General features: G+C 73.2%; 15 protein-coding genes and 1 pseudogene. 7 read left to right on the top strand and 9 right to left on the bottom strand.

Annotation, left to right across the window (positions count from 1 at the left end; genetic code table 11):
• The first annotated feature begins 7 nt into the window (after positions 1 to 7).
• Positions 8 to 919 carry a Gfo/Idh/MocA family oxidoreductase gene (locus AB0E88_RS09615; RefSeq protein ID WP_361626586.1) on the top strand — a complete coding sequence of 304 codons (912 nt, stop codon included), beginning with the start codon at positions 8 to 10 and terminating at the stop codon, positions 917 to 919.
• Here the strand turns inward: AB0E88_RS09615 and lnt are convergent.
• Both lnt and AB0E88_RS09605 read right to left on the bottom strand, forming a co-directional pair.
• Positions 837 to 2,411, bottom strand: a complete 1,575-nt coding sequence (lnt, locus tag AB0E88_RS09610) for an apolipoprotein N-acyltransferase (RefSeq protein ID WP_361626583.1) — start codon at positions 2,409 to 2,411, stop codon at positions 837 to 839. The genes AB0E88_RS09615 and lnt overlap by 83 nt on opposite strands.
• A 71-nt stretch (positions 2,412 to 2,482) precedes the next feature.
• Entirely contained in the window at positions 2,483 to 2,944 is a 462-nt protein-coding gene (locus tag AB0E88_RS09605; RefSeq protein WP_361626580.1) for a nuclear transport factor 2 family protein, read from the bottom strand.
• Between the two features lie 113 nt (positions 2,945 to 3,057).
• Between AB0E88_RS09605 and AB0E88_RS09600 the strand changes: the two genes are divergently transcribed.
• Both AB0E88_RS09600 and AB0E88_RS09595 read left to right on the top strand, forming a co-directional pair.
• Positions 3,058 to 3,669 carry a DUF4291 domain-containing protein gene (locus tag AB0E88_RS09600; RefSeq protein ID WP_361626577.1) on the top strand — a complete coding sequence of 204 codons (612 nt, stop codon included), beginning with the start codon at positions 3,058 to 3,060 and terminating at the stop codon, positions 3,667 to 3,669.
• Between the two features lie 41 nt (positions 3,670 to 3,710).
• On the top strand, positions 3,711 to 4,445 hold the full coding sequence (locus AB0E88_RS09595; RefSeq protein ID WP_361626737.1) for an SDR family oxidoreductase: 735 nt from the start codon (positions 3,711 to 3,713) through the stop codon (positions 4,443 to 4,445).
• 66 nt (positions 4,446 to 4,511) lie between these two features.
• Here AB0E88_RS09595 and AB0E88_RS09590 read toward each other — a convergent pair whose 3' ends face one another.
• The 5 genes from AB0E88_RS09590 to AB0E88_RS09570 form a co-directional block, all read right to left on the bottom strand.
• Positions 4,512 to 4,691 carry a hypothetical protein gene (locus AB0E88_RS09590; RefSeq protein WP_361626574.1) on the bottom strand — a complete coding sequence of 60 codons (180 nt, stop codon included), beginning with the start codon at positions 4,689 to 4,691 and terminating at the stop codon, positions 4,512 to 4,514.
• A 170-nt stretch (positions 4,692 to 4,861) separates the two neighbouring features.
• Positions 4,862 to 5,380, bottom strand: coding sequence for a DUF1877 family protein (locus AB0E88_RS09585; protein WP_361626571.1), 519 nt, complete (start codon positions 5,378 to 5,380; stop codon positions 4,862 to 4,864).
• Between the two features lie 34 nt (positions 5,381 to 5,414).
• Positions 5,415 to 6,290: an undecaprenyl-diphosphate phosphatase gene (locus tag AB0E88_RS09580; RefSeq protein WP_361626568.1), complete on the bottom strand. Its 876-nt coding sequence runs from the start codon at positions 6,288 to 6,290 to the stop codon at positions 5,415 to 5,417.
• 136 nt (positions 6,291 to 6,426) lie between these two features.
• Positions 6,427 to 7,203 (bottom strand): VTT domain-containing protein, encoded by a 777-nt coding sequence (locus AB0E88_RS09575; RefSeq protein ID WP_361626565.1) that lies wholly within the window; start codon positions 7,201 to 7,203, stop codon positions 6,427 to 6,429.
• Between the two features lie 56 nt (positions 7,204 to 7,259).
• Positions 7,260 to 7,394, bottom strand: coding sequence for a hypothetical protein (locus AB0E88_RS09570; RefSeq protein WP_361626562.1), 135 nt, complete (start codon positions 7,392 to 7,394; stop codon positions 7,260 to 7,262).
• Positions 7,395 to 7,430: 36 nt separating this feature from the next.
• Here AB0E88_RS09570 and AB0E88_RS09565 point away from each other — a divergent pair.
• The 3 genes and pseudogenes from AB0E88_RS09565 to AB0E88_RS09555 all read left to right on the top strand — a co-directional run.
• Positions 7,431 to 7,997 (top strand): annotated as a pseudogene (locus tag AB0E88_RS09565) (DNA alkylation repair protein); the annotation flags it as partial.
• Positions 7,998 to 8,285: 288 nt separating this feature from the next.
• Positions 8,286 to 9,455: an elongation factor Tu gene (gene tuf / locus AB0E88_RS09560; RefSeq protein ID WP_361626559.1), complete on the top strand. Its 1,170-nt coding sequence runs from the start codon at positions 8,286 to 8,288 to the stop codon at positions 9,453 to 9,455.
• A gap of 149 nt (positions 9,456 to 9,604) precedes the next feature.
• Positions 9,605 to 10,450: a fused MFS/spermidine synthase gene (locus AB0E88_RS09555; protein ID WP_361626556.1), complete on the top strand. Its 846-nt coding sequence runs from the start codon at positions 9,605 to 9,607 to the stop codon at positions 10,448 to 10,450.
• Here AB0E88_RS09555 and AB0E88_RS09550 read toward each other — a convergent pair.
• Together AB0E88_RS09550 and AB0E88_RS09545 are read right to left on the bottom strand one after the other, a co-directional pair.
• Entirely contained in the window at positions 10,412 to 11,707 is a 1,296-nt protein-coding gene (locus AB0E88_RS09550) for an MFS transporter (protein WP_361626553.1), read from the bottom strand. The two genes, AB0E88_RS09555 and AB0E88_RS09550, sit on opposite strands and share 39 nt — an antisense overlap.
• A gap of 119 nt (positions 11,708 to 11,826) precedes the next feature.
• A complete protein-coding gene (locus AB0E88_RS09545; protein WP_361626550.1) occupies positions 11,827 to 12,894 on the bottom strand; it encodes a hypothetical protein in 1,068 nt (355 codons plus the stop codon).
• Between the two features lie 152 nt (positions 12,895 to 13,046).
• On the opposite strand from AB0E88_RS09545, the gene AB0E88_RS09540 reads away from it, so the two are divergent.
• The gene (locus AB0E88_RS09540) at positions 13,047 to 13,499 is read left to right on the top strand and encodes a DUF4442 domain-containing protein (protein WP_361626547.1); all 453 of its coding nucleotides are present in this window, start codon (positions 13,047 to 13,049) and stop codon (positions 13,497 to 13,499) included.
• Positions 13,500 to 13,530: the final 31 nt, after the last annotated feature.

The raw sequence follows: 13,530 nt of genomic DNA, 5'->3' as shown, positions 1-13,530 counted from the left end.
GCCCGCAGTGAAGGTCGGCGCCATCGGACTCGGCGACATCGCGCAGAAGGCGTACCTGCCGGTGCTCGCCTTCCAGCCCGGTGTGGAGCTGCACCTGCAGACCCGCACCCCGGCGACGCTGGACCGGGTCGCCGACAGCCTGCACCTGCCCGCACCGCAGCGCCACCGCGACCTCGACGCGCTGCTCGACCAGGGCCTGGACGCCGCGTTCGTGCACGCGCCCACCTCCGCGCACCCCGAGATCGTCACCCGGCTGCTCCAGGCGGGCGTCCCGACCTACGTCGACAAGCCGCTCGCCTACGAACTCGGCGACTCCGCACGGCTGGTGGAGCTCGCCGAGCAGCGCGGCGTGTCGCTGGCCGTCGGCTTCAACCGGCGTTTCGCGCCCGGGTACGCGCAGTGCCTGGAGCACCCGCGTGAGCTGATCCTGATGCAGAAGAACCGGATCGGGCTGCCGGAGGAACCGCGCAGCATGGTCCTGGACGACTTCATCCACGTCGTGGACACCCTGCGCTTCCTGGTGCCCGGGCAGGTCGACGACGTCACCGTGCGGGCCCGCGTCGAGGGCGGACTGCTGCACCACGTCGTGCTCCAGCTCGCCGGCGACGGCTTCACCGCGCTCGGCGTGATGAACCGGCTCAGCGGCTCCACCGAGGAGGTCCTGGAGGTGTCCGGGCAGGACACCAAGCGCCAGGTCGTCAACCTCGCCGAGACGGTCGACCACAAGGGGCAGCCGACCGTGCGCCGGCGCGGCGACTGGGTGCCGGTGGCCCGGCAGCGCGGCATCGAACAGGCCGTGCTCGCCTTCCTGGACGCCGTCCGCGCCGGCCGGCCGCTCAGCGCCCGTGACGCACTGGAGACTCACGAACTGTGCGAGCGGGTGGTACGAGCGGTGCAGGAGCGCTCCGGCGCAGCCTGACCGCGCGCACGCCCTCCGCAAGACCCAGCGCCACCAGCACCAGCACCGCCACGTCCACCGGCCAGTCCCCGTAGCGGACGTACGGCGTGACCCCGTCGGCGAGCGGCACCTCGTACACCGCGGCCCGGCTCGCGCTCGTGCCCAGCCAGGAGCCGACGCGCTCACCGCCGGGTCCGTACACCGCCGACACCCCGGTGAGCGTCGCGTGCACCATCGGCCGGCCCGTCTCCGCGGAACGCAGCGCGGCGAGCGAGGCGTGCTGCTCCGGCGCCCAGCTGTGCTGGAACGACGACGTCGACGACTGGCCGACCAGCACGTCCACGCCGTCCTGGGTGAGCCGCCGGCTCATGTCGGGGAACGCCGTCTCGAAGCACACCAGCGGGCCCACGCGCAGCCCGTGCCCGGCGTTCATCACCACCTGCTCGGTGCCGCGCCTGCGGTCCTCGCCGGCCGCCTTGCCCACGGAGGTCGCCCAGCCCAGCAGCGAACGCGCCGGGACGTACTCGCCGAACGGCACGAGGCGCATCTTGTCGTAGCGGTCTCCCGTGGGGCCGTCCCGTCCCACCAGCACCGAACTCTTGTAGATCCCGGGCTGGTCCGAGCGCCGCGCGTCCACGTTGACCAGGATGTCGGCGCCCGTCTCCCGGGACAGGGCCGCGATGCGCCGGGCCAGGTCGGGCCGCGCGGTCAGGTCGAAGCCGACACTGCTCTCGCCCCAGACGACCAGGTCGACGCCCTGTCCGGCCAGTTGCCCGGTCAGCCGCTCCTCGACGGCGAACCGCCGGTCGCCGCTGTCGGTGCCGTCCACCACCCCCGGCTGGACGACGGCGATCCGCGCCCGGCCGTCCACGTGCGGGCGCGGCGACCACGCCCAGGCCGCCGAGGTCGCCGCCGCGGTGGCGACCAGCCCGGCCACGGCCGGCACCCTCGACTCCCGCACCGCCAGGAGCACGGCCGCCGCCACGTTGACGGCCACCACCAGGAAGCTGAGCAGCCACACCCCGCCCACCGAGGCGAGCCGCAGCGCGGGCCCCACCTGCCACTGACTGGCGCCCAGCATGCCCCACGGCCCGCCGAGCCCCTGCCACGAGCGCACCAGCTCGACCATCAGCCAGGCCGACGGCAGCACCAGCAGCGCCGCCGCGACCCGGCCCCGCGAGGGCACACCGGCCAGGAAGCGGTGCACCAGCCACGCCCAGGGAGCCCACAGCGCCCCCAGCAGGGCGGCCAGCACGAGCGTGAACACATGCAAGTCCGGCAGCAGCCAGTGGTGCATGCCGAGCATGAACCCGAAACCGCCGCACCAGCCGTCGTACGCCGCCCGCCGCTGACTGGGAGCGCCCCGGGCGAGCAGGATCCACGGCACCAGCGCGACATAAGCGAACCACCACGCGGCGGGCGCCGGGAACGCGAGCACGGGCAGGGCGCCGGCCAGCGCACCGAGGGCCGCGCGCCGCCAGGGGGAGGAGAGCCAACCGCTGAACGTCTTCATATGCCGCCCTCCTACCCGGTGGGGGCTCCAGTGTGCGCGCCCGGCACGATCCGGGCACAGAGGACCACGGCTCAGCGGTCCGCGCGCCGCCATTTCTCCTGGACGGCCACCCGGTGCAGCCGCCAGCCGTCGTCCGTGCGCAGCGCGCCGAAGGCATACCGGCCGCCGCACACGAAGTCCGGCGCCGTGAGGGCGCCCTCGGAACCGGACAGGCGCATCGGACTGACGTAGTCCGCCCGCATCTCGGCGGTGTCACCGGCCGCCTGGTCCAGGACACCGAAGCGCAGCCGGCGGTTGACGATGAGGTGCTGCCGCATCACGACCGGCCGCATGCTGTCGGCGAGCCATGCGGCGACCTGCTCCACGTCCCCCTCGACACCCCCGGCCGAGCGGTAGTCGGCGCGCCCGTCCGGCGCGAACAGCGCGCGAAACGCCGCCCAGTCACCGTCGTCGAGCGCCGCCGCGTAGTCCGTGATCAGGGCGTCGACGGACAGGCGGTCTCTTACCGTGGCGAGCTCCACACGCTGCGTCATCGCCTCAGTGTTGGGCATGACGCGGGCCCAGCCAAGGGGCGCGCGGCACTGTTCGGCGACGGCGCCGGTATTTCGGTGGCCGTCACGCCCCCGGGCGGGGCAGCCTTGCGTCCGTGAATGATCAGACCGTCGCTCCCGAACCCCGTTTCCGCATCCGCGCCCGGTACACGGACACCACCGTCACCGTCTACCAGGCCTACCGCCCGCAGATCGGCCTTCCGGCCGCCCGGACCGGGCGCTTTCCGTCCAGTTGGAAGCGGGAGCGCATGACCTGGATCAAGCCGTCCTTCCTGTGGATGATGTACCGCTGCGGATGGGGGACGAAGCCGGACCAGGAGAGCGTCCTCGCCGTCGAGATCACCCGCGAGGGGTTCGAGTGGGCGCTGCGCCACGCGTGCCTCTCGCACCACGTGCCCGGCCTGCATGGCGACCGGGAGGCGTGGCAGCGGCAGTTGAGACAGGCGCCGGCGCGCGTGCAGTGGGACCCGGAGCGCGACCTGCACTTCACGGCGCTGCCGCACCGCTCGCTGCAACTGGGCCTCGGCGGACAGGCCGCGGCCCGCTACGCCGACGAGTGGATCGTCGGCATCGAGGACGTGACACCGCTGGCCGCCGAGATCCACGCGCACGTGCGGGCGGGGGAACTCGACGCGGCGTCCGCGAAGCTGCCCGAGGAACGGCCGTACCCGGCCGACGGGGATGTGCTCGCGCATCTGTGCGCCTAGAGTGATCGATGATCGATCGCTTGGCGTCTCCGGAGGTCCTCATGGCGCTCACCGTCGTCACCGGCGGCAGCCGCGGTATCGGCGCCGCGACCTGCCTCAGACTCGCCTCCGACGGCCATGACGTGGCGGTGGGGTACGTCCGGGACGCCGAGGCCGCCGAGCGGGTCGTGGAGGCTGTCCGCGCCGTCGGACGGCGCGGTGTCGCGGTACGGGTGGACACGTCCGTCGAGGCGGACGTCGACCGTCTCTTCGCCACCGCGGAAGGCGAGTTGGGGCCGGTGACCGGGCTGGTGAACAACGCCGGGGTCACCGGACCGCTCGGCCGCCTCGCCGACACCGGCACCTCCGATCTGCGGCGGGTCGTCGAGGTGAACCTGCTGGGCGTGCTGCTGTGCGCGCGGCGCGCGGCCCAACTGATGGCGGAGCGGGGGAGCGGGGCCATCGTGAACGTGTCGTCGGCCGCCGCGACTCTCGGCAGCCCCGGCGACTACGTCCACTACGCCGCCACCAAGGCCGCCGTGGACGCCCTCACCGTGGGGCTGGCCAAGGAACTGGGCCCGGACGGCGTCCGGGTCAACGCGGTCGCGCCCGGCATGATCGACACGGGGATGCACGCCGCGATGGGCGACCCGGGGCGGGCGCAGCGCGCGGCGGCGGACATTCCGCTGCGCCGTCCCGGCCGGGCGGAGGAGATCGCCGCCGCCATCGCCTGGCTGCTGTCCCCGGACGCCGCGTACACGACGGGCGCGGTGCTGCGGGTGTCGGGAGGGCGGTGAGACGGACGGGAGGGCGGTGAGACGGTGAGCGGGCAGTGGGGCGGGCGGGCAGTGAGGCGGGAGTTCTCAGGCTGCTTCGACCACCGCGCTGCGCACGGCCGCGGCCCACTGCACCACCAGCAGCTCGTACTCCTCGCGTTCCTGTGCCGACAGCGAGCCGCCCGCGCGCAGCCACAGCGCGCGGATCTCCTCGTTCACCTCGGCGGCGGAGCGCACGGAACCAGAGGTCATGGAATCGGGGGCCATGGGCCCCAGCCTAGGGGCAGGAACTGACACTGCGCTACCGATCGGCTACGCATCCCGTGGAGAGCCGGTCGACACGCGCTGGGAAGTCGGTCGACAGGCGCTGAGGAGAGTCGGTAGACAACCGGTGGGAAAGCGGTCGACCACCGGTCCGCGACGGACGACAGCCGGCGTCAGTCGATCCAGACCACGACGCACTGCCCCCGGCGTGCGGCACCGTCGTAGAACTCCCGCAGCGCGGCGAACCGCTCGCCGAGATGAGCGCGTACGTCACCGCTGAAACTCTCCAGGTGACCGCACATCTCCGTGGCCTCGGCGGCGTCGCTCGGCAGCCCGGCGAGCACCGTGTCCACGTCGACGTCCCGCAGATCCCGGGCGATCTTCTCGACCTCGGCCGGGTCCAGCACGCGCGGCGGGTCGGTGAAGCCGTCGTACACCTCGTCGTGATCCAGATAGCCGGCCGTCTGGCCGAAGGTGGCCGAAACCGCACGGTCGATCAGGTCGGCCAGGGCCGGATCGGCCCCGGTGGAACGGCAGTACGCCGCGAGCCCCCAGCTCGCCCAGCCGGTGTCCAGCAGGTCCGACGCGGGCGGGTCCCAGCCGGGTGCGGCACCCGGGGAGTCGAGCGCCGACTGACGGCAGCGTTCCAGGTACTCGGGGGTCACACGGGCGAACTGCTGGGTGAGAGCCATGGGTTCATTCCTCCCCGCTGCTCCGGTCCGTGATTCAGCCGGCCGACTCCGCCGCGTGCGGGCTCAGGACGCCCGCCGTGACCAGGGCGATGATGACGATGCCGAGGATCACGCGGTACCAGACGAACGGCATGAAGGACTTGCTGGAGATGTACTTCATGAACCAGGCGATGACGGCGTATCCGGACCCGAACGCGATCACCGTCGCGAAGATCGTCGGCCCCCAGGAGACGTGATCGCTCTCCATGGCGTCCTTCAGCTCGAACACCCCGGAGGCGAGCACCGCGGGGACGGCGAGAAGGAAGGAGTAGCGGGCGGCGGCCTCGCGCCGGTAGCCCATGAACAGGCCGCCGCTGATGGTCGCGCCGGAGCGGGAGACACCCGGGACGAGCGCGCACGCCTGGCACAGGCCGAAGATCAGGCCGTCCTTCACACCCAGGTCCTGCAGCGTCTTGCGCTGCTTCGGCGCCCGGTGCCGGCCGCCCGTCTCGTCGCGGGCCGCCAGCCGGTCGGCTATGCCGATGACCACGCCGACGACCACGAGCATCGTCGCGGTGACCCGCAGATCGCGGAACGGCCCCTCGATCTGGTCCTTGAGCGTCACACCCAGCACGCCGATCGGGATCGAGCCGACGATGACCAGCCAGCCCATCTGGGCGTCATGGTCGCGCCGCATGGTCCTGTCGAACAGCGAGCGGAACCAGGCGGACAGGATGCCCGCGATGTCCTTGCGGAAGTAGATCAGCACCGCCGCCTCCGTACCGATCTGGGTGATCGCCGTGAAGGCCGCGCCCGGGTCGTGCCAGCCGGAGAAGGCCGCGGTCAGCCGCAGATGCGCGCTGGAGGAGACGGGAAGGAACTCGGTCAGCCCCTGGACGAGTCCGAGGACGAGCGATTCAAACCAAGACATGAAGTTACGTCAGTCCAAGTGCCGGTCGTGGAGGGGCGACGGGGCACCGGGCCGCCGTACGCGATGATCATGTGTCGAGGGCAGCGTAGCGCCCCCGGATGACGGGCTCCTGGCGGGGGCGGCGGGCCCGGACGCGTCAGCCGCGGCGCAGCTGGTGCCGTTTGCGCCAGGCCACCACGGCCCCCGCGACGGCCGGCAGCGCGATGCCGGCCATCGCGACCAGGAAGGCCGGGGAGGTCGGGGAGCCGGCCCGGGCGCCGGCGAGGGCGTACGCGGCGGTGTTCGGGACCGAGCCGATCCCCGTCGCGAGCAGGAACGGCAGGCAGCGCATCCGGGAGACGGCGGCGCAGTAGTTCGCGGCCCAGAACGGCACCCCCGGGAACAGGCGGGCCATCAGCATCGAGCGGAATCCGTGCCGGCTGAGCTGGCCGTCCGCCGCCTTCAGCAACCGGCCCCGCAACAGCGGGCGCAGCGCGTCCTGGCCGAGGGCCCGGCCCAGGCCGAAGGCGATCCCGGCGCCCAGCACGGTGCCCGCCAGCGAGGTGGCGAGCCCCATCGACGTGCCGAACAGCGCGCCGGCCGCCAGGTTCAGCAGCGGCCGCGGCACGAACGCCACCGTGCACAGCCCGTACGCCACCGTGAACACCACGGCCGCCGCCGCACCGCCCAGCTGGGGTGGCCAGCCGTGCGCCAGCAGCCGCTGCGGCTCGAACAGCAGCACCGTGCAGCCGGCCGCCGCGAGGAGCGCGACCAGCAGGGAGAAACGGGACCAGGGTGAGCGCAGGACACGGGTGCAGCGCGCGCCGAGCGTGCCGGGCACGGGCACGGGCGGCGCGGGGATCGCGAGCTCCATGGCGGGGGCCGGGGGAGAGGCCACAGCGGTGCCCCCAGAGCGGTTGGGTGCATCGGGCATCCGGCGACAGTAACCGACGCGGGTGTCTGATCGCCGTATGGTCTGTCTCATGACCGTCACAGGTACGCGCCGATGACCGTGACAGACAGGGGCGCGGCCACCGGGCCGCACAGCGGGCTCGCCGACATCGTCCTGCCGCGGCTCATCGAGGTGTACGGGGCCGCGGCCGACCCCGAACGCGCCCGGGTCATGCGCGCCTACATGAAGAACGTCGCCCCCTTCCTCGGCATCGCCCCCCCGAGCGGCGAGCGCTGTCACGCACTGTTCTCGCGGGCACCGCACGCCCCGGCGAGGACGACTGCACGGCGATCGCCCTGCGCTGCTGGGCCCTGCCCGAGCGCGAGTACCACTACTTCGCCGTCGACTACCTGCGCCGCCACGTCGGCCGCTGTTCCTCCGCCTTCCTGCCGGTGGTCCGGCGGCTGATCACCACCGTTCCCTGGTGGGACACCGTCGACCTGCTCGCCGTCCATGTCGTCGGCCCGCTCGTCGCGGCCGACCCGGCCCTCGCGGCCACGATGGACGTCTGGATCGCCGACGACGACCTGTGGCCGGCCCGCGCCGCGCTGCTGCACCAGCTGCGGTTCCGGCAGGACACCGACTCCGAGCGGCTGTTCGCCTACTGCCTCCGGCGCAGCGGCCACCCCGACTTCTTCATCCGCAAGGCCATCGGCTGGGCCCTGCGCGAGTACGCCAGGACCGACCCCGACGCCGTGCGCGACTTCCTCGCCCGCGAGCGGGACCGGTTCGCGGCGCTGACGGTGCGTGAGGCGCTGAAGAACACCGGCGCCTGAACCGTCGTCGGAACACGTCGCGAGGACCTCCCGGCACCCACCGTACGGCGATAAATCGTTCGACGGCGGGCCGTGGCCCGGCGATGATCGACGCCATGTTCCGGTACGCCTTCCCTCTCGCGGCATCCGCGCTCGCGGATGCGCCGAAGGCTGCCGTTCCCGTCCTCCTGGCCGCTGTCGACGGCGCCCGAAGCTGACCCTCCCCGGATCGTCCCGCGGACCCCGCAGGGGGAGGGTCGGCGGTTCTCCGGGGTTCCCTTCCCTCCTACGAGGCTTCGAGGTACCGCCATGCCCAAGACGGCTTACACGCGCACCAAACCGCATCTCAACATCGGCACCATGGGCCATGTCGACCACGGCAAGACGACGCTGACCGCCGCCATCACCAAGGTGCTGGCCGAGCGCGGCACCGGCACCTTCGTGCCGTTCGACCGCATCGACCGGGCCCCGGAGGAGGCCGAGCGCGGCATCACCATCAACATCGCGCACGTCGAGTACGAGACCGACACCCGCCACTACGCCCACGTGGACATGCCGGGTCACGCCGACTACGTCAAGAACATGGTCACCGGCGCCGCCCAGCTCGACGGGGCGATCCTCGTCGTCTCCGCGCTCGACGGAATCATGCCGCAGACCGCCGAACACGTGCTGCTGGCCCGTCAGGTCGGCGTGAACCACATCGTGGTCGCGCTCAACAAGGCCGACGCCGGCGACGAGGAGCTGACCGACCTGGTCGAGCTGGAGGTCCGCGACCTGCTCACCGCGCACGGCTACGGCGGCGACGCCGCGCCCGTCGTACGGGTCTCCGGGCTGAAGGCGCTCCAAGGCGACCCGCGCTGGACGGCGTCCGTCGAGGCGCTGCTCGACGCGGTGGACACCTATGTGCCCGTCCCGGAGCGGTATCTGGACGCGCCGTTCCTGCTGCCGGTGGAGAACGTGCTCACCATCACCGGCCGCGGGACCGTCGTCACCGGCGCCGTCGAGCGCGGCACGGTGCGGGTCGGCGACCCGGTCGAGGTCCTCGGCGCGGGTGTCGACACGGTCGTGACCGGCCTGGAGACCTTCGGCAAGCCGATGGAGGAGGCGCAGGCCGGGGACAACGTGGCGCTGCTGCTGCGCGGGGTGCCCCGGGACGCCGTGCGGCGCGGGCACGTGGTCGCCGCGCCGGGCAGCGTCGCCCCGAGCCGGCGGTTCACGGCACGGCTGTACGTGCTCTCGACGCGTGAGGGCGGCCGTGCGACGCCGGTCACCACCGGGTACCGGCCGCAGTTCTACGTCCGTACCGCCGATGTCGTCGGCTGCCTCGACCTCGGCGAGGCGGCACTCGCGCGGCCCGGGGAGACGGTCGAGGTGACCGTGGAGCTGGGGCGCGAGGTGCCGCTGGAGCCGGGGCTCGGGTTCGCCGTCCGTGAGGGTGGCCGCACGGTGGGCGCGGGGACGGTGACCTCGGTCGGCTGAAGTGCCGGCTGAGGTGCCCGCCGGGGTGGGGCGTGAGGTGACGGCGGAGGCGCCGGCCGGGGTGAGGCGTGAGGTGACGGCGGAGGCGAGGGGGTGACGTGGCGGCCGGAGGTGACGGATGCGGTGGCGGCCGAGGTGACAATGGTGTCGTGAGCGATGCCATACCCGTCACCCGGACCACCGACCACGGGACCGCCAAGCTGATGCCCGACGTCGACCGTGAGCGGGCCTGGCTGCTCACGGTCGACGGCGCGCCCCAGTCGTACGTCGACCTCGACGACCCCGCCCACCTGGAGTTCGAGTACGCGCGGCGGCTCGGGCACGTGCTGGACACCGTCGCGGAGCCGGGGCGTCCGATGGACGTGCTGCACCTCGGCGGCGGCGCGCTCACCCTGCCGCGGTACGTCGCCGCGACCCGGCCCGGCTCCCGGCAGGACGTCGTCGAGGCCGACCGGGGGCTGCTGGAGCTGGTCGTGGAGCACCTGCCGTTGCCGGCCGGTTCGGGCGTCGCGCTGCACACGGCGGACGCGCGGGCCTGGCTGGAGGCGGCGCCCCCGGACAGCGCCGACGTGCTCGTCGCCGACGTCTTCGGCGGCTCGCGCATCCCCGCGCACCTGACGACTGTGGCCTACGCCCGCGAGGCCGAGCGGGTGCTGCGCGCGGACGGCGTCTACGTCGCCAATCTGGCCGACGCGGCGCCCTTCCCCTTCCTGCGCTCCCAACTGGCCACTTTGGGCGCACTCTTCGAGGAGACGGCACTGATCGCCGAGCCGGGCGTGCTGCGCGGACGCCGCTTCGGCAACGCGATCCTCGTCGCCGCGCACCACTCCCTCGACACGGCCGCGCTGGCCCGGCGGGCCGCAGCGGACGCCTTCCCGGCGCGGGTGGAGCACGGGCGGGCGCTGCGCGACTTCACCGGCGACGCCCGCCCGGTCACGGACGAGGACGCGGTGCCCTCACCCCTCCCGCCCGACGGGGCTTTCGGCATCGGCTGAGGCGGTGCTCACCGTCACGGGCCTGCCGCGACGGCGCAGGGTGCGTACGTCCTTGACGCCGAGCACGGCCGCGGTGACCGCCACGACCAGGGCCGCGCACCCCCACAGGGCCGCGGTCCGCCCGAACGCGCTCTCCGCGGGGCCCGCCAGGGCCATGGCGAGGGGGACCAGCGCGATGGACCCGAACCAGTCGTAGGCCGACACCCGCGACAGCTTCTCCTCCGGGATCTCCTGGTGCAGCGCCGTCATCCACGACACGCCGAAGACCTCCAGGGCGATCCCGGTGGCGAACATCACCGCGCACAGAACGCCCAGCGGCACCGGTACGGCGAGGGCGGCCGAGGGCAGGGCCAGCGGGAAGACGCACAGGGTGCCGGCGAGCAGCAGCCGGCGCGGCCTCCACCGGGTCATCAGCAGCGCGCCGGCGACCGTGCCGGCGCCGAAGAAGCCGAGCGCCACGCCCCAGGGGCCCGGCCCGCCGAGGTGGTCGCGGGCGACGAGGGGACCGTAGACCGCGTCGGCGGCGCCGACGACGGCGTTGGCGACCGAGAACTGCGCGACGACGCCCCACAGCCAGGGCCGGCCGGCGAACTCCCGCCAGCCCTCCCGCAGATCGGCGACGATGCCGCCGCCCGGAGCGCGCGGCGGGATGTGGCGCACGTCGAGGAAGGAGCGCAGGGCACCGGCGAGGGCGAAGGCGGCCGCGTCGGCGGCGAGGACCCAGCCCGGGCCGACGGCGGCGACCAGCGCGCCGCCCGCCGCCGCGCCGCCCAGGGCCGCGCCCTGCATCGCCATCCGGAACACGGCGAACGCGCGCCCCGCGTGCTCACCCTCCACGGAGGACATCAGCATGCCCTCGGCGGCCGGGCTGAAGAACGCCTGCCCGGCGCCGCCGAGCGCGGTCAGCAGCATCATCTGCCACAGCCGGGGCTCGCCGGTCAGTACGAGGACGGCGAAGGCGCCCTGGGAGACGCAGTTCACGGCGTTGGCGGCGACCATCACCCGGTGCCGCGGCAGCCGGTCCGCCACCGCACCGCCGATCAGCAGGAACACCACCAGCGGCACGGTCCGGGCGGCCGCCACCAGACCCACGTCACCCCCGTCCCCGCCCGCGCCGAGCACGGCGAACGCGGAGGCGATGAGAGCGGCCTGACTGCCGCCGTTGGTGAGGAAGGCGGCAGCGGTCAGCAGCCGGTAGTTCCGCCCGGCCCACACGGGCCGGCGCGGGGGACGGGGGGTGTCGGAGGGGGTGGTCACCGGGTGACTATGACCCACCGGCTCCGCGCACGCCAAGTCGCCGCCGGGCGTCCCCGCCCGCCGCGGGGCGGGCGGGGAACGCGCCGGTCAGCTCGCGATCGGGTCAGCTCGCGATCGGGTCAGCTCGCGATCGGATCGCCGTGCAGGCGCACGGTGCTGAGGATCTGCTGGATGGTGGCGTCCGGCAGCTCGCCCTTGACGCCCTTGGCGGCGTACATGCTCCAGGAGACGAAATTGCCCGCGGAGTTCTTGAACGCGAACGTGATCGCCTTGCCGTCGCTGTCGCACGTGCCGTGCTTGGGCACGCCCTGCGTGTAGGAGACGGCCACGCTGCCCTGCACACCGGACTTCGTCTTGTACGGCTTGGCCTGGCCGATCTTCAGGTACTTGCGGGAGGTCTTCTCGTTCTGGTCGGTGTAGCCGCCGAACGCGAACGCGGCCGCGTCACCGCGGGCGACGCTCGCGGTGTCCTTGGCGCCGTTCTCGCCCTTGGTGCCGGTGGCCGCGAGCTTCGTCGAATCCTTGCGGCCGTCCTTGTCGTCGTCGGACACGCACCAGTCCGGCTTGAGGACGGCGGGCGCGGAGAACCCGATGTACGGCGAGCCGTCGCCCTTCTGCGTGTCCTCGAAGCCCATGAAGGTGCCGGGGTCCTCCACGTGCCAGTCCGCGGGTACGTCGAAGGCCGTGCCGTACTTGGGGTTCACGACGACCTTCCACCCCGGGACGGTCGCCTTCTCGGCCTCGCCGCCCCGCGGGTTGTCGCCCCCGCCGGACGCCGGCGGCTGCGTCGACGGCGTCGGCGACGGGGACACCGACTGCGCGGTCGTGGGCTTGTCCGAGCCGCCCTTCGCCGTGTCGTCCTCGTCACCGCCGAGCACGAGGAACCCGGTGACGGCGGCCGTCAGCACCACCGCGCCGGCCGCGATGATCGCGACGAGCTTGGTCCGGTTCCCGCCACCGCCGTTGCCGCCGCCGAGGTTCCCGGGCGGCGGCGTCACCGGCTGCGGAACACCGGCCGGCGTGGGCGTCCCCCACTGCTGCTGCGCATAGGGGTTGGGCTGCTGGTAACCGGCCTGCTGATACGGATTCGGCTGCTGGTACCCCGGCTGACTCGGCTGCTGATACGGGTTGTTCTGCGCGTTCGGGTTCGGCTCGCCCCCGGGCGGCTGCTGCTGTCCTGGCCACATGGCGCCCCACCCTAGTGCCGCCCCGGACACGAATCGGTCACCGGGCCTTGTCAGGGACGTACCGAAAACCGTCGCCGGGGGACGACCGGGGGAGACCGAGTTGCCGGGCCGGATGCCTGGCCCCGAAGGCTACTCATGGGTAACATGTCGCCATGAGCGCAGATCAGATGTCGATCGGCGAGATGCTCGCCGCCACCGTGCCGATGGCCCGGACCTTGAAGCTCGAGTTCGTCGAGACCACTGCGGAGCGGGCGGTGGTGGCCCTGCCGGATCAGGGGGAGTTCCACAACCACGTGGGCGGGCCGCACGCCGGTGCGATGTTCACGCTCGGGGAGTCGGCCAGCGGGGCGATCGTGCTCGCCGCGTTCGGGGAGCAGCTCGCGCGGGCCGTGCCGTTGGCCGTGCGGGCCGAGATCGCCTACAAGAAGCTGGCCATGGGTGCCGTCACCGCGACCGCGACGCTGGGCCGGCCGGCCGCCGAGGTCGTCGCGGAGCTGGACGCGGGGCAGCGCCCCGAGTTCCCGGTCGCCATCGAGATCCGGCGCGAGGACGGAGCCGTCACCGGGGAGATGACCGTCGTGTGGACGCTGCGGCCCAACGGCTGAACGGGCGTTTCCCGGACTGCGGCCGAGGCCC

It is taken from the genome of Streptomyces sp. NPDC028635, from assembly GCF_040637635.1.
GTDB lineage: Bacteria > Actinomycetota > Actinomycetes > Streptomycetales > Streptomycetaceae > Streptomyces.
The sequence above is the reverse complement of the archived record's forward strand: the minus strand, read 5'-3'. Positions and strand labels throughout refer to the sequence as shown.

Excerpts from the sequence above, each read along its gene's own strand:
- AB0E88_RS09605 (WP_361626580.1), bottom strand. The coding sequence starts at position 2,944 with ATGACGCAGCGTGTGGAGCTCGCCACGGTAAGAGACCGCCTGTCCGTC.
- AB0E88_RS09540 (WP_361626547.1), top strand. The coding sequence starts at position 13,047 with ATGAGCGCAGATCAGATGTCGATCGGCGAGATGCTCGCCGCCACCGTG.
- AB0E88_RS09590 (WP_361626574.1), bottom strand. The coding sequence starts at position 4,691 with ATGGCCCCCGATTCCATGACCTCTGGTTCCGTGCGCTCCGCCGCCGAG.
- tuf (WP_361626559.1), top strand. The coding sequence starts at position 8,286 with ATGCCCAAGACGGCTTACACGCGCACCAAACCGCATCTCAACATCGGC.
- AB0E88_RS09545 (WP_361626550.1), bottom strand. The coding sequence starts at position 12,894 with ATGTGGCCAGGACAGCAGCAGCCGCCCGGGGGCGAGCCGAACCCGAAC.
- AB0E88_RS09585 (WP_361626571.1), bottom strand. The coding sequence starts at position 5,380 with ATGGCTCTCACCCAGCAGTTCGCCCGTGTGACCCCCGAGTACCTGGAA.
- AB0E88_RS09580 (WP_361626568.1), bottom strand. The coding sequence starts at position 6,290 with ATGTCTTGGTTTGAATCGCTCGTCCTCGGACTCGTCCAGGGGCTGACC.
- AB0E88_RS09595 (WP_361626737.1), top strand. The coding sequence starts at position 3,711 with ATGGCGCTCACCGTCGTCACCGGCGGCAGCCGCGGTATCGGCGCCGCG.
- AB0E88_RS09575 (WP_361626565.1), bottom strand. The coding sequence starts at position 7,203 with ATGCCCGATGCACCCAACCGCTCTGGGGGCACCGCTGTGGCCTCTCCC.
- AB0E88_RS09570 (WP_361626562.1), bottom strand. The coding sequence starts at position 7,394 with ATGACCCGGGCGCGTTCGGGGTCGGCCGCGGCCCCGTACACCTCGATG.
- lnt (WP_361626583.1), bottom strand. The coding sequence starts at position 2,411 with ATGAAGACGTTCAGCGGTTGGCTCTCCTCCCCCTGGCGGCGCGCGGCC.